This is a genomic window from Escherichia sp. 93.0816 (genome assembly GCF_013368855.2).
GTDB classification, from domain to species: domain Bacteria; phylum Pseudomonadota; class Gammaproteobacteria; order Enterobacterales; family Enterobacteriaceae; genus Escherichia; species Escherichia ruysiae.
Map to the genome: position 1 here is coordinate 99,851 of NZ_JABWNC020000006.1, position 19,180 is coordinate 119,030.

Here is a 19,180-nt window from a genome sequence, read left to right on the forward strand (position 1 = left end):
TTGCCTGATGCGACGCATCCGCGTCTTATCAGGCTTACAGGGCATTGCGTAGGCGGATAAGACGTTTACGCCGCATCCGACGATATCCATCGCTTACCCTAAATCCGCCATCAACACCTTTGATTTACGCTGGTAGTTGTACATCTGCTTTTTGCTCTCCGGCAGTGAGTCAATATCCACCGGGGTAAATCCGCGCTCCTGGAACCAGTGAATACTGCGCGTGGTCAGCACAAACAATTTGCTTAACCCGCTCTGCTTCGCCTGAGCGGCAATGCGTTCCAGTAAAACCTCGCCCCGTGATGAACTACGGTAATCCGGGTGTACCGCCACACAGGCCATTTCCCCAATCTTCTCTTCCGGGAACGGATAGAGCGCGGCGCAGGCAATAGTCGTGTTATCGCGCTGAATAATGGTGAATTTGTCGATTTCCATCTCCAGTTGCTCGCGAGAACGACGCACCAGAATACCTTGCTGCTCCAGTGGGCGAATCAACTCCAGAATACCGCCAATATCGTTGATTGTTGCGCGACGGATCTGCTCCGCGCTTTCCATCACAATTTGCGTACCGATACCGTCACGTGAGAACAGCTCTTGCAACAGCGCGCCATCTTCCTGATAACTGATTAAATGACAGCGACGAACACCGCTGCGACAGGCTTTCACCGCGCCACGCAAAAAGCGCACCGTACCAGAGTTGTAATCGCCTTTCTCTTCCTGGGCTTCTACCCGCGCTTGCGCCTCGTTAGGGAAAAGTTCGGAGACAATATCGCCATCATCATTGGTGACGCCCTGTGAAGAGCAAAAACCAATCATCTTCTCGGCTTTCAGTTTGATGGCCAGTTGTGTGGCAATCTCTTCCGAGGTCAGGTTAAAGCTCTCGCCAGTGACCGAAACCGCCACCGGCCCCATTAGCACAATCGCACCGCTGTCCAGTTGGCGATGAATCGCTTCTTCGTCAATCCGCCGGATACGCCCGCTATGGCAGTAATCCACGCCGTCATCGACGCCCAGCGGCTGGGCAATAATAAAATTGCCACTGACGACGTTGATATGAGCGCCCTGCAACGGTGTGTTGTTGAGGCTCATCGACAGGCGTGCTGTGATGTCTAGTTGCAATGTCCCCGCAGCCTGCTTCACCAGCTCCAGCGTTTTGCCGTCAGTCACGCGTATATTCTTGTGGTACAGCGGTTCGTGATGATGCGCCGCCAGATTCGCGTCGATCTGTGGACGTGCGCCATAGACGACGACCAGACGTATGCCGAGGCTGTGCAATAGCCCAATATCATTAACGATACTGGAGAAATTCTCATGCTCAATGGCTTCGCCGCCGAGCATGATGACAAACGTTTTTCCCCGATGAGTGTTGATATAGGGAACCGAATGGCGGAATCCCTCGACCAGCTCGGTTTTACGTTCCTTCACCACGGCACACCTCTTTGCATGATTATTCGAAATTAATGTATTTTTATTCTGTTTTTTCGCCGTGTGCAAGTGCAAATTTTACGCATGAGCAACTTTTTTATCAGTAATGCCGTGAATATAAAAAGAATGTTTACCGTTTTATAGATGACAGATTATGCGTCTTTCGCTAAAGTTTCCGGTCAAATTGGTCGTTTACTTGTTACACAGCTTAGATTTTTTTGCTCGGGAGAGGCATGTCAGGATCCAATACTGCAATCAGCCGTCGTCGTTTACTGCAAGGCGCGGGTGCCATGTGGCTATTGAGCGTAAGTCAGGTCAGCCTGGCTGCGGTCAGCCAGGTCGTGGCGGTGCGCGTCTGGCCTGCGTCCAGCTATACCCGTGTGACGGTTGAATCAAATCGTCAGCTAAAATATAAGCAGTTCGCGTTGAGTAATCCTGAGCGCGTGGTGGTGGATATTGAAGATGTAAACCTGAACTCGGTGCTCAAGGGGATGGCTGCACAAATTCGTGCTGACGACCCGTTCATCAAGTCAGCACGCGTCGGGCAATTTGATCCGCAAACCGTGCGGATGGTTTTTGAATTAAAGCAAAACGTAAAACCACAGATGTTTGCTCTCGCGCCGGTTGCCGGATTTAAAGAGCGTCTGGTGATGGATCTCTATCCGGTCAATGCGCAGGATATGCAAGACCCGCTGCTGGCTCTGCTGGAGGATTACAACAAAGGCGATCTTGAAAAACAGGTGCCGCCTGCGCAAAGTGGTCCGCAGCCAGGTAAGGCAGGGCGCGATCGCCCGATTGTCATCATGCTTGACCCTGGCCACGGTGGCGAAGACTCCGGCGCAGTGGGGAAATACAAAACGCGTGAAAAAGACGTGGTATTACAAATTGCCCGCCGTCTGCGCTCTCTGATCGAGAAAGAGGGCAATATGAAGGTGTACATGACGCGTAATGAAGACATCTTCATTCCATTGCAGGTGCGCGTAGCAAAAGCACAGAAACAACGTGCTGACCTGTTTGTCTCTATCCATGCAGATGCCTTTACCAGCCGCCAGCCGAGCGGCTCCTCGGTGTTTGCGCTTTCGACCAAAGGCGCAACCAGTACTGCGGCAAAATATCTGGCGCAAACCCAGAACGCCTCGGACTTAATTGGTGGTGTGAGCAAAAGCGGCGACCGCTATGTCGACCACACCATGTTTGATATGGTGCAGTCGCTGACCATTGCCGACAGCCTGAAGTTTGGTAGGGCAGTACTAAATAAACTTGGTAAAATCAACAAGCTGCATAAAAATCAGGTCGAGCAGGCCGGGTTTGCCGTGCTGAAAGCGCCTGATATTCCCTCCATTCTGGTCGAAACGGCGTTTATCAGTAACGTTGAGGAAGAGCGCAAACTGAAAACGGCGACTTTCCAGCAGGAAGTTGCGGAGTCCATTCTTGCGGGAATTAAAGCGTATTTTGCCGATGGGGCGACACTGGCGAGAAGGGGATGATAAAAAGGCGCTGAATGGCGCCTTTTTTATAGGAGAGCAGAAACAAAAAAACACCCGTCAGGGTGTTTAATGATTGGTTGCGGGGGCCGGATTTGAACCGACGACCTTCGGGTTATGAGCCCGACGAGCTACCAGGCTGCTCCACCCCGCGTCCGTGGATGCGCACTATACTCCGCTCGCGTTTTCATGCAACCTTTTTTTTACCCGGATCACGGATTTGGCATGATTTTGAACAAAAACAAAACGCTGTAGCCTATTTTTTGTGCAAAATTTGCGTCAGGGAGAGTCTGCTCATTTCATTAAACGCGACGGTTTGTTATCTTCTTTGTGCCTTATTTTTTTAACCTGAAGAAGAGAACAATGAAAGGACGTTGGGTAAAGTACCTTCTTATGGGCGCTGTTGTGGCGATGCTTGCCGCCTGCTCCTCCAAACCAACCGATCGCGGACAGCAATATAAAGACGGGAAATTTACCCAGCCTTTCTCTCTGGTGAACCAGCCAGATGCCGTTGGCGCGCCAATTAACGCCGGCGATTTTGCCGAGCAAATTAACCATATTCGTAATTCGTCACCGCGTCTTTATGGTAACCAGAGTAATGTCTATAACGCGGTGCAAGAGTGGCTGCGTGCAGGCGGTGATACCCGCAATATGCGCCAGTTCGGTATCGATGCCTGGCAGATGGAAGGCGCGGACAACTATGGCAACGTGCAGTTTACGGGCTATTACACGCCGGTAATTCAGGCGCGCCATACCCGCCAGGGCGAGTTCCAGTATCCTATTTACCGTATGCCACCAAAACGCGGTCGTCTGCCGTCTCGTGCGGAGATCTATGCGGGGGCACTGAGCGATAAATATATCCTCGCTTACAGCAACTCCCTGATGGATAACTTCATTATGGATGTACAGGGTAGCGGGTATATCGATTTTGGCGACGGCAGTCCGCTTAACTTCTTCAGCTATGCCGGAAAGAACGGTCATGCCTATCGCAGTATTGGTAAGGTGCTGATCGATCGTGGCGAAGTGAAAAAAGAAGATATGTCGATGCAGGCGATTCGTCACTGGGGGGAAACGCACAGTGAAGCCGAAGTTCGCGAACTGCTGGAACAGAACCCGTCTTTCGTCTTCTTTAAGCCGCAATCTTTTGCGCCGGTGAAAGGTGCAAGTGCTGTGCCGCTGGTTGGTCGTGCTTCTGTTGCCTCCGATCGCTCGCTCATCCCGCCAGGTACTACCTTGCTGGCAGAAGTACCGTTGTTGGATAATAACGGTAAATTTAACGGTCAGTATGAACTGCGTCTGATGGTGGCGCTGGATGTCGGCGGCGCAATCAAAGGCCAACATTTCGATATCTATCAAGGGATCGGACCGGAAGCCGGACACCGCGCAGGTTGGTACAACCACTATGGGCGTGTCTGGGTGCTGAAAACGGCACCGGGCGCAGGTAACGTCTTTAGCGGCTGATGTGTTATTCTGTACACCGTTTTTACGGATAAGACAGGGTGAGGGATAACCTCACCCTTTTTAATTCTGAGGTGCTATGTCTGTGGTAATTAGTGATGCCTGGCGTCAGCGTTTTGGCGGCACTGCGCGTCTGTATGGTGAGAAAGCCTTGCAACTATTTGCCGATGCACATATCTGTGTGGTCGGCATCGGTGGTGTCGGTTCCTGGGCGGCGGAAGCTCTGGCGCGCACAGGGATTGGCGCAATAACGCTTATTGATATGGATGACGTGTGTGTCACCAATACCAATCGGCAAATTCACGCGCTGCGCGATAACGTCGGACTGGCAAAAGCGGAAGTGATGGCGGAGCGCATTCGCCAGATTAACCCGGAGTGTCGGGTGACAGCGGTGGACGATTTCGTGACGCCGGATAACGTAGCGCAATATATGAATGCCGGTTATTCATACGTTATTGATGCCATTGACAGTGTGCGACCCAAAGCGGCACTAATCGCATATTGCCGTCGCAATAAAATCCCACTGGTAACGACGGGTGGTGCAGGCGGGCAGATTGATCCGACGCAGATTCAGGTTACCGATCTGGCGAAGACCATTCAGGATCCGCTGGCGGCGAAGCTGCGTGAGCGCCTGAAAAGCGATTTCGGCGTGGTGAAAAACAGCAAAGGTAAGCTCGGCGTGGATTGCGTGTTCTCTACCGAAGCACTGGTATACCCGCAGTCAGACGGTACGGTCTGTGCGATGAAAGCCACGGCGGAAGGGCCAAAGCGAATGGATTGCGCATCTGGATTTGGTGCCGCGACGATGGTGACCGCCACCTTTGGTTTTGTTGCGGTTTCTCATGCGCTGAAGAAGATGATGGCGAAAGCCGCGCGCCAGGGATAAACAATTATGTCGGATGCGACGTGAGCGTCTTATCCGACCTGGATCTGTGCTTAAACCTGTTTCGCCGCCGCGATAATCGCCTCGCTTAATGCATTCAGCCCCTGACTGCGGGAGGCGCTAAGCTGCGCACGTAATCCCAGCTCATCAAACAACGCCAGCGGCCACTGCGTTTGTAACTCGCCGGCGGTTTTGCCCTCCACGGCGGTCAACAACACTGCCAGCAGACCGCGCACAATGCGTCCTTCGCTGTCGCCAAAGAAATGCATCTTGCCGTTTTCAGCCACGGTATATCCCAGCCAGACGCGGTTTTCGCATCCGGCAATCTCTTTGGCCTGTGCTTTTAATTCGTCTGGCAAAGCAGGAAGCTGTTTCCCCAGCATGATCAACTGGCGATATTTATCTTCCCACTGCGTTAACGGCGCGAAAGTATCGCGTAACGTCTCTGCGGTAACGGTTGTGCCGAACGGATGTCCGGCGAATTGCGGGTTTGTCATTAATCCACCAATAATTCCAGCGCGCGGTCAACGGCGTTCACCAGCGCATCTACATCACTTTTTGTATTATATGGCGCAAAAGAGGCGCGCAGTGTGCCGGTTACGCCTAATTCTGCCAGTAGCGGCTGAGCGCAATGCTGCCCGGCGCGCAGGGCAATTCCGTACTCTGCCAGCAGCGTTACCATATCGCTGTGATGAACACCCGCGAAATCAAAGGCCAGCAGGCTGGAATCCTGGCAGCGGAATGAACGAAAGCCTGGACGTTTTGCCAGCGCATCTTCTGCAAGCGTCGCCAGGCTACGACTCCAGCTTTCTGCCTGGTTGATATCATAATCTGCCAGCCATTCCAGCGCCGCGCTTAACCCAATGACGCCCGCGACGTTGGGCGTTCCGGCTTCCAGTTTCCACGGGGCTGATTGTGTGGTGAAGCCGTCAAAACTGACTTCGTGAATCATTTTGCCGCCGCCGAGCCAGGGCGACATTGCTTCCAGCAGCTCTGGTTTGCCATACAGCACGCCGATACCCGTCGGGCCGTAAAGTTTATGACCTGAAAAAGCGTAGAAATCGATATCCAGTTGCTGAACATCAGCAGGGAAATGCACTGCGCCCTGAGCACCATCAACCATCACCACCATCCCGGCTGAATGGGCAAAGGTAATCGCTCGCGCCAGATCCGGGCAGCCGCCAGTGACGTTCGACATCTGGCCCAACGCCAGAATCCGGCTACGGGGAGTAATCAGCTCTGGTAACAAATCGATATCTGGCAGCCGCTGCGCATTAAGCGGCAACTTCACCACTTTGGCTCCGGTTTGTTGGGCGACCATCAGCCAGGGGACGAGGTTGGCGTGGTGCTCTGCCACGCTGACAATAATTTCATCGCCCGGTTGCAGACGCGGACGCGCATAGCATTGCGCCACCATGTTGATGGATTCGGTGGTGCCGCGCGTCCAGACAATGGTTTTGTCATCTGGAGCATTGAGTAATTGCGCTACTTTCTCCCGCGCAGCCTCATAACGCGCGGTCAGACGTTGGGCTTCGGCAAACTGGCTGCGATGGACGTTTCCGGCGCTAAGGCTATAGAACTGTCGGGTAGCCTCAACCACGGCTTCGGGCTTGAGCGCGGTTGCGGCACTGTCGAGATAGACGCCCGCATCCTGTAATGCGGGAAACTGCGCACGGAACTGCGCGGGATTAAAAACGTTCATGGTACTCCTCGGCTTGATTCACCGATCGTGACGCAAAATTCACTTTGATACAAGGAGAGTGCTAACCATCGGAATTATCTGGATATCCTGGCGAAGCCGCGTCAGTAACATATGCTGAATAGTGTTAGGCGTTAATTTTAGCCTGTTAATCAATACTATTAAGATTTATTAATCGCTTTAAGGAGAAGATGATGAAAAAGACTGCCGCAATTATTTCTGCCTGTATGCTGACTTTTGCCCTGAGCGCCTGTTCCGGTTCGAACTATGTGATGCACACCAATGACGGACGTACTATCGTCTCTGACGGTAAACCACAGACTGATAATGAAACCGGTATGATTTCGTATAAAGACGCTAATGGCAACAAACAGCAGATCAACCGTACCGACGTGAAAGAGATGGTCGAACTGGATCAGTAATTTGCGATCGCAAGGTAAAAAAAAGCACCGCAATTAGGCGGTGCTACATTAATCACTATGGACAGACAGGGTAAATGTACAGGAAGTGAAAAAAGGTAGCTTAGCTACCATGGTCTGAATCGCAGACCAATTGCAAACACAACAACACAACATCACAACCGTAAGCCAAAAGTTCACCAGAACACGCATTCCGATAAAACTTTTCGTTCCGGCTCAGGAAGTGCCGCCACTATAGGTATTTGCTGGTAGAAGCTCAACGGACAATTTATAATGGCTCAGATAAAAAAAACTAATAGGTTACATAGTGTGATCTAATTGTTAAATTCATTTAACATCAAAGTTTAAAAGCCATGTCAAAACGATTACCACCGCTAAATGCCTTACGAGTTTTTGATGCCGCCGCACGCCATTTAAGCTTCACGCGCGCAGCAGAAGAGCTTTTTGTGACCCAGGCCGCAGTAAGTCATCAAATCAAGTCACTTGAGGATTTTTTGGGACTGAAACTGTTCCGTCGCCGTAATCGTTCACTCCTGCTGACCGAGGAAGGGCAAAGCTATTTCCTCGATATCAAAGAGATATTTTCGCAATTAACCGAAGCGACGCGTAAACTCCAGGCTCGTAGCGCCAAGGGGGCGTTGACGGTCAGTTTACTCCCCAGTTTTGCCATCCACTGGCTGGTGCCGCGACTTTCCAGCTTTAATTCAGCTTATCCGGGAATCGACGTTCGAATCCAGGCGGTCGATCGCCAGGAAGATAAACTGGCGGATGATGTTGATGTGGCGATATTTTATGGTCGGGGCAACTGGCCGGGGCTGCGGGTGGAAAAACTGTATGCCGAATATTTGTTGCCGGTGTGTTCTCCACTGCTGCTAACCGGCGAAAAACCCTTGAAGACGCCAGAAGATCTGGCTAAACATACGTTATTACACGATGCGTCCCGGCGTGACTGGCAGACATATACCCGCCAGTTGGGGTTAAACCATATCAACGTTCAACAAGGGCCAATCTTCAGTCACAGTGCCATGGTGCTGCAAGCGGCTATCCACGGGCAGGGAGTCGCATTGGCAAATAATGTGATGGCGCAATCTGAAATCGAGGCCGGACGCCTTGTCTGCCCGTTTAATGATGTTCTGGTCAGTAAAAATGCTTTTTATCTGGTATGTCATGACAGCCAGGCAGAACTGGGTAAAATAGCCGCCTTTCGCCAATGGATCCTGGCGAAAGCCGCTGCTGAACAAGAAAAATTCCGCTTTCGTTATGAACAATAATTTACGTAGGGTACGACCATGACCAGCCGTTTTATGCTGATTTTCGCCGCCATTAGCGGCTTCATTTTTGTGGCTCTGGGCGCTTTTGGCGCGCATGTATTAAGTAAAACCATGGGAGCCGTTGAGATGGGCTGGATCCAGACCGGCCTCGAATACCAGGCGTTCCATACGCTGGCAATTTTAGGTCTGGCAGTGGCAATGCAGCGTCGCATCAGTATCTGGTTTTACTGGAGTAGCGTTTTCCTCGCGTTAGGTACGGTGCTGTTCAGCGGTAGCCTTTATTGCCTGGCGCTGTCTCATCTGCGTTTATGGGCGTTTGTCACTCCGGTCGGCGGTGTGAGCTTCCTTGCAGGCTGGGCGTTAATGTTAGTCGGTGCTATCCGTTTGAAGCGCAAGGGCGTAAATCATGAATAAGGTTGTATTGTTGTGCCGTCCTGGCTTTGAAAAAGAGTGTGCTGCAGAAATTACCGATAAAGCCGGTCAGCGGGAAATCTTCGGTTTTGCTCGCGTTAAAGACAATGCGGGTTATGTCATTTATGAATGTTATCAACCGGATGATGGCGATAAGTTGATCCGCGAACTGCCGTTCAGTTCATTAATTTTTGCCCGCCAGTGGTTTGTGGTGGGGGAGCTCCTCCAGCATTTGCCGCCAGAAGATCGTATTACACCCATTGTTGGTATGTTGCAGGGCGTGGTAGAGAAAGGCGGAGAGTTGCGCGTTGAAGTCGCCGATACCAACGAAAGCAAAGAGCTGCTGAAATTCTGCCGTAAATTCACCGTGCCGCTACGGGCTGCCTTACGCGAGGCGGGCGTGCTGGCGAACTATGAAACGCCGAAGCGTCCGGTTGTGCATGTATTCTTTATTGCACCAGGCTGCTGCTATACCGGCTACTCCTACAGCAATAATAATTCGCCGTTCTATATGGGGATTCCACGCCTGAAGTTTCCGGCGGATGCGCCAAGCCGTTCCACGCTCAAACTGGAAGAGGCATTTCATGTGTTTATTCCTGCGGATGAGTGGGATGAACGCCTGGCAAATGGAATGTGGGCGGTAGATTTGGGCGCTTGTCCAGGCGGCTGGACCTACCAACTGGTGAAGCGCAACATGTGGGTATACTCCGTCGATAACGGCCCGATGGCGCAAAGTCTGATGGATACCGGGCAGGTGACGTGGCTGCGGGAAGATGGTTTCAAATTCCGTCCAACACGCAGCAATATCTCATGGATGGTGTGTGACATGGTGGAGAAACCGGCGAAAGTCGCAGCACTGATGGCACAGTGGCTGGTTAATGGCTGGTGTCGTGAAACTATCTTCAACCTTAAGCTGCCGATGAAAAAACGCTACGAAGAAGTGTCACACAATCTGGCGTACATTCAGGCACAGCTTGATGAACATGGCATAAATGCTCAGATTCAGGCGCGTCAGTTGTATCACGATCGTGAAGAAGTGACGGTGCATGTCCGTCGTATCTGGGCTGCGGTGGGTGGTCGTCGCGACGAACGGTAAGTGAGTTGGCAGGGGCATTGACTCCGGTCTGGCATCCGATGTTTGTACCAGTGGCAACCCGCGTGAAGCAACGCTTGAGGATATTGTAAAGCTTTACCATACAGCGTGGTAATTACGCAGATGTGTTGATGCCGGATGCGACGCTAGCCGCGTCTTATCCGGCCTACAAGTGCATTTAATTCAATGAGTTGTTAATCGGTAGTATTCGGCACGCTGTTACCGTACCAACCGCAATTGCTGTAAATTGCCGTCGATATGCAAATCGGTTTGTAAGCGGGCAATATCGCGGCACAGAAACGCCATCTCTTTATGGGTTTCCAGTTTCTTGCGCCACTTTTCGGCAACCGCGTCGATATTTTCATATATCCCTTCCAGACTCTGAAACTCGACGAGTAACTGAGTGGCGCTTTTTGGCCCAATCCCCGCAACACCCGGCACCTTTGAACTGCTGATCCCCGCCAGCCCCCAATAATCGGGTAACTGCTGCGGTTGAACGCCAAATTCTTTATCGATAAACGGCGCATCCAGCCAACGTTTCTGGAAGTAATCACGAATACGTAATGTAGGTGAAAGTAACTGACAGTAGCCTTTATCTGTCGAAACAATAGTTGCCTGATGCCCGGCTTGAGTCACTTTGACCGCCAGCGTGGCGGCCAAGTCATCGGCTTCGTTGCCGCTGGCTGACCAGCACGGGACGCCGCGTTGTTCAAAGGCGGCGCGTAACGCAGGCATTTCGTTGTGCAACTCTTCGGGCATTGGCGGACGACCGGCTTTGTAATCCGGTAAACGTTGATGACGCCAGCCGCTACTGCGGTTTTCATCATCAAAAACGGCGACGGCATGGGTTGGCTGGCTGTGCATAATGAGCTGATCGAGCGCGTGCTGACAGGTTTCGACACAGGGCGAGCCCTGAACAGCATGGATGCGACGAATAAGATTCAGTGCATCGACAATAAGCAAATGAACAGCCACGATAACCCCCTTAAAGATCAGGCGATAAGGGTAACATTCGATACCGGAAGAGGCTACGGCTGGATGAGAAAACAGGAAGAGGCCTCGCAAAACGAGGCCTCTGGAGAGAGATTAATCGCAGGCAACAATCTTCATCGCCAGGCCACCACGAGACGTTTCGCGGTACTTGGCGTTCATATCTTTACCTGTTTCGTACATGGTTTCGATAACTTTGTCGAGGCAGACGCGCGGCTCGCTGGTACGGCGCAGCGCCATACGCGCGGCGTTCACCGCTTTCACTGCCGCAATGGCGTTACGCTCGATGCACGGCACCTGTACTTGTCCGGCAACCGGGTCACACGTCAGGCCGAGGTTATGTTCCATTGCGATTTCTGCCGCGATACATACCTGTGCCGGGCTTGCGCCTAACAGTTCTGCCAGACCCGCCGCTGCCATAGAGCACGCAACGCCAACTTCGCCCTGGCAGCCGACTTCGGCACCAGAAATCGAGGCGTTCATCTTATAAAGAGAACCAATGGCGCTTGCCACCAGCAGGTAACGAGCCAGTGAGTTAGCGTTCACTTCACGGATAAACTTGTCGTAGTACGCCAGCACTGCCGGGATAATCCCGCACGCGCCGTTAGTCGGTGCAGTCACCACGCGACCACCCGCAGCGTTCTCTTCGTTCACCGCCAGCGCGAACATGTTGATCCAGTCAACAACCGCCATCGGGTCAGTGGTGTTTTTGTCCTGGCTGACCAGCATCCGGCGCAGCGCCGCCGCACGGCGTGGAACGCGCAGTTTGCCTGGCAGCACGCCTTCGGTGGAAATGCCGCGCTCAATACCGCCGCGCATCACGTCCCAGACGTTCGCCAGGTGCTGTTCCAGCTCTTCTTTGCTGTGCAGCGCCAGTTCGTTTTTCATCATCAGGCCAGAGAGTGACAGCCCGGTTTCCTGACAATGCTTTTGCAGATCGGCTGCTGAGCTGTACGGATAAGGAACTTCAACCGGTGCGCTATCCTGCTGACCAAAATGTTCTTCATCAACGATAAAGCCACCGCCGATGGAGTAGTAAGTCTGGCTGTAAACGACTTTATCGCCCGCCAGCGCGGTGATGCGCATACCGTTTTCATGCAGAGAAAGGTTGTCGGCATGGAAGTTCATGCATTCATCAACCGGGAACTCGACTTCGTGCTGACCGTTTGCCAGCATCAGGCGACCGTGAGTATTCACATCCTGAATAAAACCAGGGATGGAATCGATATCCACGGTATCGGGCAGGTTACCCGCCAGGCCCATAATAATGGCGATATCCGTGTGGTGGCCTTTACCGGTCAGAGAGAGCGAGCCGTAGACATCAACCACCACACGGGTCACGTCTTTTAGCAAGTTACGGGCAATCAGATCGTCGGTAAATTGTTTACCCGCTTTCATTGGTCCAACGGTATGGGAACTGGAAGGGCCAATGCCGATTTTGAAAATATCGAATACGCTAATCATAGGAAATTCATCGGGTTAAAACGGAGGAAGCGCCGCCCGAAAGCGGCGCGAAAGGATTTAGCTGAACAGAGAGTAGAAAATTGCGGAGATAGCAATCAGACCCATCACGACAACGAATACGTTGCTGATGTGACCGCTGTACTTACGCATTGCCGGTACTTTCTGGATTGCGTACATCGGCATCAGGAACAGGATCATCGCGATGATTGGGCCGCCCAGGGTTTCAATCATCCCCAGGATGCTCGGGTTCAGCGTAGCAACAATCCAGGTCGTTACCAGCATGAACAGCGCAGTGATACGGTTCAGCTTGTTGATTTCGATAGACTTACCTTTACCACGCAGAGATTTAATCACCATACCGTTGAAGCCTTCACGCGCACCCAGGTAGTGACCGAGGAAGGATTTGGTGATAGCGATAATCGCGATAATCGGAGCCATCCACGCGATGATCGGCGCGTTAAAGTGGTTAGCCAGGTAAGACAGAATCGAGATGTTCTGCTCTTTTGCTGCAGCCAGGTCTGCCGGAGTCAGGCTCAGTACGCAGCTGAATACGAAGAACATTACGGTCAGCACCATCATGATGTGTGCGAATGCCAGGATCTTCGAGCATTTCTGTTCTGCCATATCACCGTACTCTTCACGCTTCGCAACGGCGAAAGAAGAGATGATCGGAGAGTGGTTGAACGAGAACACCATTACCGGGATTGCCAGCCACAGGGTCATCCACAGACCGTTTCCGGTTGCTGATGCAGTATCCAGAGACAGCGTTTCCAGAGCTGCGCCATTCCACTGCGGGATCAGGTACAGAGCCAGCAGCATCAGTACGCCAACAAACGGGAATACCAGAATACTCATCGCTTTAACGATCATCTGCTCACCGAAGCGAACGATGGTCATCATACCCACGATCAGGATCAGCGACAGAATCGCACGCGGCGGCGGCGTCATACCCAGCTGGTGAGACATGAAGCTTTCAACCGTGTTGGTGATTGCCACGCTATAAACCAGCAGGATCGGGTAGATAGCGAAGAAGTACAGCAGAGTAATCAGCTTACCTGCGCCAACACCAAAGTGTTCTTCTACTACCTCGGTGATGTCTTCGCCCGGGTTTTTACCAGACAGTACGAAGCGAGTCAGGCCACGGTGAGCAAAAAACGTCATCGGGAACGCAAGGATGGCCATGATGATCAGCGGGATCATACCGCCAACACCGGCGTTGATTGGCAGGAACAGTACACCCGCGCCGATTGCCGTGCCGTACAGGCCCAGCATCCACATGGTGTCTGTCTTGCGCCAGGCACTGCGAGAGTCTTTCGACGCAATCGTGCTGGTTTGAGTCGTTTCCATCTATTTCTCCTGGAGGAATGCAAATAATTCAGCTTTTAGCCAGTTCAGCCCGGGAAGGTGCCTGGCCGTAAAAATGAAATCTGTCTATCGGCGATGGCTTAATCATTTTCCGCCGTAATAATTTGAGGGCGGAAAGATACACGCAAGTTATGCATCTATCAGTGATCTTGATCTCAAATACAATAATCTACTTAGAAGATAGATAATCCCAACTCTTTACTCTGTAAATCAAAAGTAAAAGAGAATTTAAGGGCAATATTTTCCCACTAAACGATATCTGGTTTCTTCCGGGGCGCGCAATATATGTAGGTTGAACTGAAAAAATCAATACTTTTAGTTAATCATGATAAGAATTTCTTTTTCACAGTAATAAAATGCGGTTTATGAAAGCAGGTAAACGTTTGCGTTGCAATATAAATTGTATGACATATTAATATTGGTGATATTAAGTGTCTTATGATGCGTTGAAACATTCAGATAACAAATGAAATGGATTGGTGAGTGAGTGACCAAAAAAAGAGAAAACCCGGCAACAAACGTTACCGGGGGAGGGGAGATTACGTGCAGATTTCGTAGCAAGGGATGTAAGCTGAGCCAGGCAACTTCATACGGTGCTGGGCGACAAAACCCTGAAGCAGGTCGTCCATACGACGCATTATCTCTTTATCGCCGTTGATTTTGTAAGGACCAAACTCTTCAATAGCGCGGATACCGACCTCTTTCACGTTACCCGCCACAATACCGGAGAACGCACGACGCAGGTCAGCAGCCAGCACTTCAACGGGTTGATCCGGGTACAGTTTCAGATTAGCCATGTTCTCGTGAGACGGCTCAAACGGCATTTGCAGATCTGGCGCAATGCGCATTGACCAGTTAAAGCTGTAAGCGTCACCGGTGTCGCGGCGATTTTCTTTCACCAGCGGCATCGATTTTTTCATCTGACGAGCGACTTCAGCAGCGTCATCAATAATGATGCGGTAATGGCGGCGGGCGTTTTCTCCCAGCGTATGCACGACAAACTCGTCCAGTACGCGGAAGTAATCGGCGCTCTCTTTCGGACCGGTGAGGATCAGCGGTAAGACCTGATCTTTATTTGCCGGATTCATCAAAATTCCCAGCAAATAGAGCAACTCTTCTGCCGTACCCACACCGCCTGGGAAGATAATGATGCCGTGAGCGATACGCACAAATGCTTCCAGACGTTTTTCGATATCCGGCATGATTATCAATTCGTTGACCAGCGGGTTAGGCGGTTCAGCGGCGATAATTGACGGCTCTGTCATACCAATAAAACGGCTGTCTTTGTAACGCTGCTGAGCGTGACCCACTGCCGCGCCTTTCATCGGTGCTTCCATCGCACCCGGGCCGCAACCGGTGCAGATATTTAACTCACGCAGACCCAGCTGATTTCCGACGCGACGGGCATACAAATACTCGTTTTCGTTGATTGAGTGGCCGCCCCAGCACACAACCATATTTGGCGCTTCGCCGACATGCAGTGCGCGAGCATTACGCAATATAGAAAAGACCAGATTAGTAATGTGGACAGAGTTGTCGAGATTCAGGTTTGGAAAACGAACGGTGTTATGGATTTGCCCATAGACGAAGAGAATGTCGCGCAGAACAGCGAACAAGTTGGCCTGCAAGGCGCGAATAATGCGCCCATCGACAAAAGCTTCTTCCGGGGGGTTGATCAGTTCTAACTTAACGCCACGTTCACGGCGTAGCACGTTAATGTCAAAATTTTCAAAACGAGACAGCAGTTCTTTGCTGTTATCGGTCAAACTACCGGAGTTCAGAACAGCAAGTGAACAGTTGCGAAACAGTTGATAGAGGTCGCTGCTGGCGGTGCGTTTAAGCATATCCACTTCCAGCTGCGACAACATATCCATGGAGCCAAGCGGGCTAATATGTGTAATCAAGAAAAACTCCTTATGGGACGAATATCGTCATTCCCTTTGATTACAATAGCCCTGCCTGATGGCCTTTCACAACTCTATGCGTGAATCCAGTACGCAAAAATGAGAAAAAATTTATTGTCGTACCAGTCGGGTCGTCGATGGGACAAAGTCGCTATTGCTACGCCACGGGTTAATGTCCAGGCCGCCACGACGGGTATAACGCGCATAGACGCTTAATTTCTCTGGCTGGCAGAAGTGCAGCAGGTCATTGAAAATACGCTCTACGCATTGCTCATGGAACTCGTTGTGATGACGGAAAGAAACCAGATAACGCAGCAGTTTTTCCCTGTCAATTTTGCGTCCACGGTACTGAATTTGGATCGAACCCCAATCTGGCTGATGGGTGATCAGGCAGTTTGACTTCAGCAGGTGGCTAACCAGCGTCTCTTCCACCACTTTTTCACCGCTGGCGGCATTCTCAAGATAGTCAGTGGTAAATTCATAGTTATCGATAGCGATATCCTGGTCATCAATGCAGGTGCCATTGAAATGACCCATCGGCTGGCCTTCCAGTTCATCAAGACGATATAAGGCCACGCTAACTTTACCCTGGGCGCAGGTGCTTAAGTCTCGTTCCAGCGTCTGGCGCACCTCGTCCCAGTGATTAAAACGCGTCTGGTTAAAGCTGTTGAGATAGAGCTTAAAACTCTTCGACTCAATCAGATTTACGCTGGTGTAATCAAGTTCAACATGACCGACAGCGACCTGCGGCAAACCTTTGGCATTCAGCCAGGAAAGTTCATACAGCGTCCAGATATCCGCACCGTGAAAAGGCAGGTTATCCGCTTTCAGACCCAATGGATCGCGATTCAGACTACGCGGAACGCCTTGCAGCAGACTGGCGTCATAGGTATCCCGGTAATCGGTTGATTTCCCGAGAGTCAGGCCCGCAAGTGCCTGATGGTTTGCATAAGAAGACATGTTTCACCGTCATAAACCAGATAAACTAAACGACAAGTGTATCTGGTTTAAGTGAAGAGAGAAATTAGTGGACGATTTGACCGCACAAGCCTTAAGAGATTTTACTGCGCGCTACTGCGATGCGTGGCATGAAGAGCATAAAAGCTGGCCGTTAAGTGAGGAGCTGTATGGCGTGCCTTCACCATGCATTATTTCAACCACCGATGACGCCGTATACTGGCAACCCCAGCCGTTTACCGGTGAACAAAATGTAAACGCGGTTGAACGGGCGTTTGATATTGTGATACAACCCACAATTCATACTTTCTATACAACCCAGTTTGCCGGGGATATGCATGCCCGGTTTGGTGATATCTCACTGACATTACTGCAAACCTGGAGCGAAGACGACTTCCGTCGGGTGCAGGAAAATCTGATTGGTCATCTGGTGACTCAGAAACGGCTAAAACTGCCGCCCACGCTATTTATCGCGACGCTGGAAGAAGAGTTAGAGGTCATCTCGGTGTGTAATCTCTCTGGTGAAGTGTGCAAAGAGACGCTGGGAACGCGTAAACGGATGCATTTAGCCTCAAATCTTGCGGAATTCCTTAACCAACTTAAGCCCCTTCTGTAATCCAAATACCCCGTCTGGTTGTGAGAGATCTCTTACAGACCCTGTAGGAGATCGCCAGGAAATAAGCGAATACTTAAAGAGATAAGAATCGATATTTCCATTTAAAATCAATAAATTACTTGTTAATTCTTAACTTTCATATGAAATTATCCTTAAGGCATTGTCTGTAAGCTCCTTGTAAGACTCAGCGAAAAAGACGATTCTATCTTCGTCGACAGGGAGTCAGACAATAGAAGTGAACATTAGGATGATGACACTTCTGAAGGACACGCCAGGACGGTGTTTCAGGGAAAGGCTTCTGGATGAAGCGAAGAGGATAACGCAGGACGCGTTAAAGGACACCTCCAGGATGGAGAATGAGAACCGGTCAGGATGATTCGGTGGGTCAGGAAGGCCAGGGACACTTCAGGATGAAGTATCACATCGGGGTGGTGTGAGCAGGAAGCGATAGTTCAGGATGAACGATTGGTCGCAAGACCAGAGGAAAAGTTGTCAAGGATGAGCAGGGAGCAACAAAAGTAGCTGGATTGCTGCGAAACGAACCGGGAGCACTGTGAATACAGTGCTCCCTTTTTTTATTCCTGCTATCCTTCGCGGCAGTTTTTTCTTATTGAGGTTGCTTTATGACCACTCATGACCGCGTTCGTCTCCAGTTGCAGGTGCTTGAAGCGTTACTGCGTGAACATCAGCACTGGCGAAACGATGAGCCCCAGCCGCATCAATTCAACAGTACCCAACCGTTCTTTATGGACACCATGGAGCCACTGGAGTGGTTGCAGTGGGTACTTATTCCACGGATGCACGATTTATTAGATAACAACCAGCCATTACCGGGGGCATTTGCCGTGGCGCCGTACTATGAAATGGCGCTGGCGACTGACCACCCGCAACGCACGCTTATTCTGGCGGAACTGGAAAAGCTGGATGCTCTTTTTGCGGATGATGCAAACTGATGCTGGAAATACTCTACCAGGATGAATGGCTGGTTGCGGTAAATAAACCGTCCGGCTGGCTGGTCCACCGTAGCTGGCTGGATCGCGACGAGAAAGTGGTGGTCATGCAAACCGTGCGTGACCAGATTGGTCAGCACGTATTTACCGCGCATCGCCTGGACAGACCAACTTCCGGCGTATTGCTGATGGGACTGTCCAGCGAAGCTGGACGGCTGCTGGCACAACAGTTTGAACAGCATCAAATCCAGAAACGTTACCATGCGATAGTTCGTGGCTGGCTAATGGAAGACGCAGTGCTGGATTATCCACTGGTGGAAGAACTGGACAAAATCGCCGATAAATTTGCCCGTGAAGATAAAGGCCCGCAGCCAGCGGTAACGCATTATCGCGGTCTGGCGACGGTGGAAATGCCAGTCGCAACCGGGCGTTACCCGACCACGCGCTACGGCCTGGTGGAACTGGAGCCGAAAACCGGACGCAAACATCAGCTCCGCCGCCATCTTGCCCATTTGCGTCATCCAATTATTGGCGACAGCAAACATGGCGATTTACGCCAGAATCGCAGCGGGGCTGAACATTTTGGCCTCCAGCGGTTAATGCTACATGCCAGCCAGTTATCATTGACGCATCCGTTCACTGGCGAACCGCTGACTATTCACGCGGGGCTGGACGACACCTGGATGCAGGCGTTATCACAATTTGGCTGGCGTGGTCTGCTTCCTGAAAATGAAAGGGTTGAGTTCAGTGCGCCATCAGGTCAGGATGGTGAGATAAGTTCCTAATCCAGGGAG

18 protein-coding genes, 1 tRNA gene and 1 pseudogene are annotated in these 19,180 nt (G+C 51.3%); 11 read left to right on the forward strand and 9 right to left on the reverse strand.

The features are described 5' to 3' along the window. Window positions 1-93: 93 nt before the first annotated feature. Window positions 94-1,425 carry an amino-acid N-acetyltransferase gene (argA, locus tag HEM79_RS09335; protein ID WP_000237966.1) on the reverse strand — a complete coding sequence of 444 codons (1,332 nt, stop codon included), beginning with the start codon at window positions 1,423-1,425 and terminating at the stop codon, window positions 94-96. 230 nt (window positions 1,426-1,655) lie between these two features. Between argA and amiC the strand changes: the two genes are divergently transcribed. After that, entirely contained in the window at window positions 1,656-2,909 is a 1,254-nt protein-coding gene (gene amiC, locus HEM79_RS09340; protein WP_000016908.1) for an N-acetylmuramoyl-L-alanine amidase AmiC, read from the forward strand. 74 nt (window positions 2,910-2,983) lie between these two features. Here amiC and HEM79_RS09345 read toward each other — a convergent pair. After that, window positions 2,984-3,060, reverse strand: a tRNA-Met gene (locus HEM79_RS09345). A 209-nt stretch (window positions 3,061-3,269) separates the two neighbouring features. Here HEM79_RS09345 and mltA point away from each other — a divergent pair. Both mltA and tcdA read left to right on the forward strand, forming a co-directional pair. Then, a complete protein-coding gene (gene mltA / locus HEM79_RS09350; protein WP_000678631.1) occupies window positions 3,270-4,367 on the forward strand; it encodes a murein transglycosylase A in 1,098 nt (365 codons plus the stop codon). Window positions 4,368-4,443: 76 nt separating this feature from the next. After that, window positions 4,444-5,250: a tRNA cyclic N6-threonylcarbamoyladenosine(37) synthase TcdA gene (gene tcdA / locus HEM79_RS09355; protein ID WP_176241704.1), complete on the forward strand. Its 807-nt coding sequence runs from the start codon at window positions 4,444-4,446 to the stop codon at window positions 5,248-5,250. 50 nt (window positions 5,251-5,300) lie between these two features. Here the strand turns inward: tcdA and csdE are convergent, their stop codons facing one another. Next, the gene (csdE, locus tag HEM79_RS09360; RefSeq protein ID WP_176241703.1) at window positions 5,301-5,744 is read right to left on the reverse strand and encodes a cysteine desulfurase sulfur acceptor subunit CsdE; all 444 of its coding nucleotides are present in this window, start codon (window positions 5,742-5,744) and stop codon (window positions 5,301-5,303) included. After that, window positions 5,744-6,949, reverse strand: a complete 1,206-nt coding sequence (gene csdA, locus HEM79_RS09365) for a cysteine desulfurase CsdA (protein WP_016159632.1) — start codon at window positions 6,947-6,949, stop codon at window positions 5,744-5,746. Before csdA ends, csdE begins: the two co-directional genes overlap by 1 nt. 191 nt (window positions 6,950-7,140) lie before the next feature. Here csdA and HEM79_RS09370 point away from each other — a divergent pair, with 191 nt between their 5' ends. From HEM79_RS09370 to HEM79_RS22610, 5 genes and pseudogenes are all read left to right on the forward strand, one after another. Continuing rightward, entirely contained in the window at window positions 7,141-7,368 is a 228-nt protein-coding gene (locus tag HEM79_RS09370; protein ID WP_000750399.1) for a YgdI/YgdR family lipoprotein, read from the forward strand. A gap of 350 nt (window positions 7,369-7,718) precedes the next feature. Next, window positions 7,719-8,636, forward strand: coding sequence for a glycine cleavage system transcriptional regulator GcvA (gene gcvA, locus HEM79_RS09375; RefSeq protein ID WP_000044401.1), 918 nt, complete (start codon window positions 7,719-7,721; stop codon window positions 8,634-8,636). Between the two features lie 18 nt (window positions 8,637-8,654). Next, the gene (locus HEM79_RS09380; protein WP_000203904.1) at window positions 8,655-9,050 is read left to right on the forward strand and encodes a DUF423 domain-containing protein; all 396 of its coding nucleotides are present in this window, start codon (window positions 8,655-8,657) and stop codon (window positions 9,048-9,050) included. Further along, window positions 9,043-10,143 carry a 23S rRNA (cytidine(2498)-2'-O)-methyltransferase RlmM gene (gene rlmM / locus HEM79_RS09385; RefSeq protein WP_001045503.1) on the forward strand — a complete coding sequence of 367 codons (1,101 nt, stop codon included), beginning with the start codon at window positions 9,043-9,045 and terminating at the stop codon, window positions 10,141-10,143. Before HEM79_RS09380 ends, rlmM begins: the two co-directional genes overlap by 8 nt. 37 nt (window positions 10,144-10,180) lie before the next feature. Next, window positions 10,181-10,255: pseudogene (locus HEM79_RS22610) on the forward strand (hypothetical protein); the annotation flags it as partial. Between the two features lie 104 nt (window positions 10,256-10,359). Here HEM79_RS22610 and xni read toward each other — a convergent pair. From xni to queF, 5 genes are all read right to left on the reverse strand, one after another. Further along, a complete protein-coding gene (gene xni, locus HEM79_RS09390) occupies window positions 10,360-11,115 on the reverse strand; it encodes a flap endonuclease Xni (RefSeq protein ID WP_024191161.1) in 756 nt (251 codons plus the stop codon). A gap of 111 nt (window positions 11,116-11,226) precedes the next feature. After that, window positions 11,227-12,594, reverse strand: coding sequence for an L-serine ammonia-lyase II (gene sdaB, locus HEM79_RS09395; RefSeq protein ID WP_000626394.1), 1,368 nt, complete (start codon window positions 12,592-12,594; stop codon window positions 11,227-11,229). 57 nt (window positions 12,595-12,651) lie between these two features. Beyond that, on the reverse strand, window positions 12,652-13,941 hold the full coding sequence (sdaC, locus tag HEM79_RS09400) for an HAAAP family serine/threonine permease SdaC (protein ID WP_176241702.1): 1,290 nt from the start codon (window positions 13,939-13,941) through the stop codon (window positions 12,652-12,654). Window positions 13,942-14,498: 557 nt separating this feature from the next. Beyond that, window positions 14,499-15,863 (reverse strand): nucleotide 5'-monophosphate nucleosidase PpnN, encoded by a 1,365-nt coding sequence (ppnN, locus tag HEM79_RS09405; RefSeq protein ID WP_000627995.1) that lies wholly within the window; start codon window positions 15,861-15,863, stop codon window positions 14,499-14,501. Window positions 15,864-15,974: 111 nt separating this feature from the next. Continuing rightward, window positions 15,975-16,823 carry an NADPH-dependent 7-cyano-7-deazaguanine reductase QueF gene (gene queF / locus HEM79_RS09410; RefSeq protein WP_176241701.1) on the reverse strand — a complete coding sequence of 283 codons (849 nt, stop codon included), beginning with the start codon at window positions 16,821-16,823 and terminating at the stop codon, window positions 15,975-15,977. Window positions 16,824-16,890: 67 nt separating this feature from the next. Between queF and syd the strand changes: the two genes are divergently transcribed. The 3 genes from syd to truC all read left to right on the forward strand — a co-directional run bounded on the left by syd (window position 16,891) and on the right by truC (window position 19,171). After that, on the forward strand, window positions 16,891-17,436 hold the full coding sequence (gene syd, locus HEM79_RS09415; RefSeq protein WP_176241700.1) for a SecY-interacting protein: 546 nt from the start codon (window positions 16,891-16,893) through the stop codon (window positions 17,434-17,436). A gap of 623 nt (window positions 17,437-18,059) precedes the next feature. Further along, complete coding sequence (locus tag HEM79_RS09420) at window positions 18,060-18,389, forward strand: YqcC family protein (RefSeq protein ID WP_000207006.1); 330 nt, start codon at window positions 18,060-18,062, stop codon at window positions 18,387-18,389. Then, window positions 18,389-19,171: a tRNA pseudouridine(65) synthase TruC gene (gene truC, locus HEM79_RS09425; protein WP_176241699.1), complete on the forward strand. Its 783-nt coding sequence runs from the start codon at window positions 18,389-18,391 to the stop codon at window positions 19,169-19,171. The genes HEM79_RS09420 and truC overlap by 1 nt, the downstream gene beginning before the upstream one ends. The last annotated feature ends 9 nt before the right edge of the window (window positions 19,172-19,180 follow it).

What these genes read in the sequence shown, in the direction of transcription:
- HEM79_RS09380 (WP_000203904.1), top strand. Translation starts at nt 8,655, where the DNA reads ATGACCAGCCGTTTTATGCTGATTTTCGCCGCCATTAGCGGCTTCATT.
- mltA (WP_000678631.1), top strand. Translation starts at nt 3,270, where the DNA reads ATGAAAGGACGTTGGGTAAAGTACCTTCTTATGGGCGCTGTTGTGGCG.
- gcvA (WP_000044401.1), top strand. Translation starts at nt 7,719, where the DNA reads ATGTCAAAACGATTACCACCGCTAAATGCCTTACGAGTTTTTGATGCC.
- csdE (WP_176241703.1), bottom strand. Translation starts at nt 5,744, where the DNA reads ATGACAAACCCGCAATTCGCCGGACATCCGTTCGGCACAACCGTTACC.
- csdA (WP_016159632.1), bottom strand. Translation starts at nt 6,949, where the DNA reads ATGAACGTTTTTAATCCCGCGCAGTTCCGTGCGCAGTTTCCCGCATTA.
- tcdA (WP_176241704.1), top strand. Translation starts at nt 4,444, where the DNA reads ATGTCTGTGGTAATTAGTGATGCCTGGCGTCAGCGTTTTGGCGGCACT.
- rlmM (WP_001045503.1), top strand. Translation starts at nt 9,043, where the DNA reads ATGAATAAGGTTGTATTGTTGTGCCGTCCTGGCTTTGAAAAAGAGTGT.
- queF (WP_176241701.1), bottom strand. Translation starts at nt 16,823, where the DNA reads ATGTCTTCTTATGCAAACCATCAGGCACTTGCGGGCCTGACTCTCGGG.
- truC (WP_176241699.1), top strand. Translation starts at nt 18,389, where the DNA reads ATGCTGGAAATACTCTACCAGGATGAATGGCTGGTTGCGGTAAATAAA.
- sdaC (WP_176241702.1), bottom strand. Translation starts at nt 13,941, where the DNA reads ATGGAAACGACTCAAACCAGCACGATTGCGTCGAAAGACTCTCGCAGT.
- amiC (WP_000016908.1), top strand. Translation starts at nt 1,656, where the DNA reads ATGTCAGGATCCAATACTGCAATCAGCCGTCGTCGTTTACTGCAAGGC.
- HEM79_RS09420 (WP_000207006.1), top strand. Translation starts at nt 18,060, where the DNA reads ATGACCACTCATGACCGCGTTCGTCTCCAGTTGCAGGTGCTTGAAGCG.
- sdaB (WP_000626394.1), bottom strand. Translation starts at nt 12,594, where the DNA reads ATGATTAGCGTATTCGATATTTTCAAAATCGGCATTGGCCCTTCCAGT.
- HEM79_RS09370 (WP_000750399.1), top strand. Translation starts at nt 7,141, where the DNA reads ATGAAAAAGACTGCCGCAATTATTTCTGCCTGTATGCTGACTTTTGCC.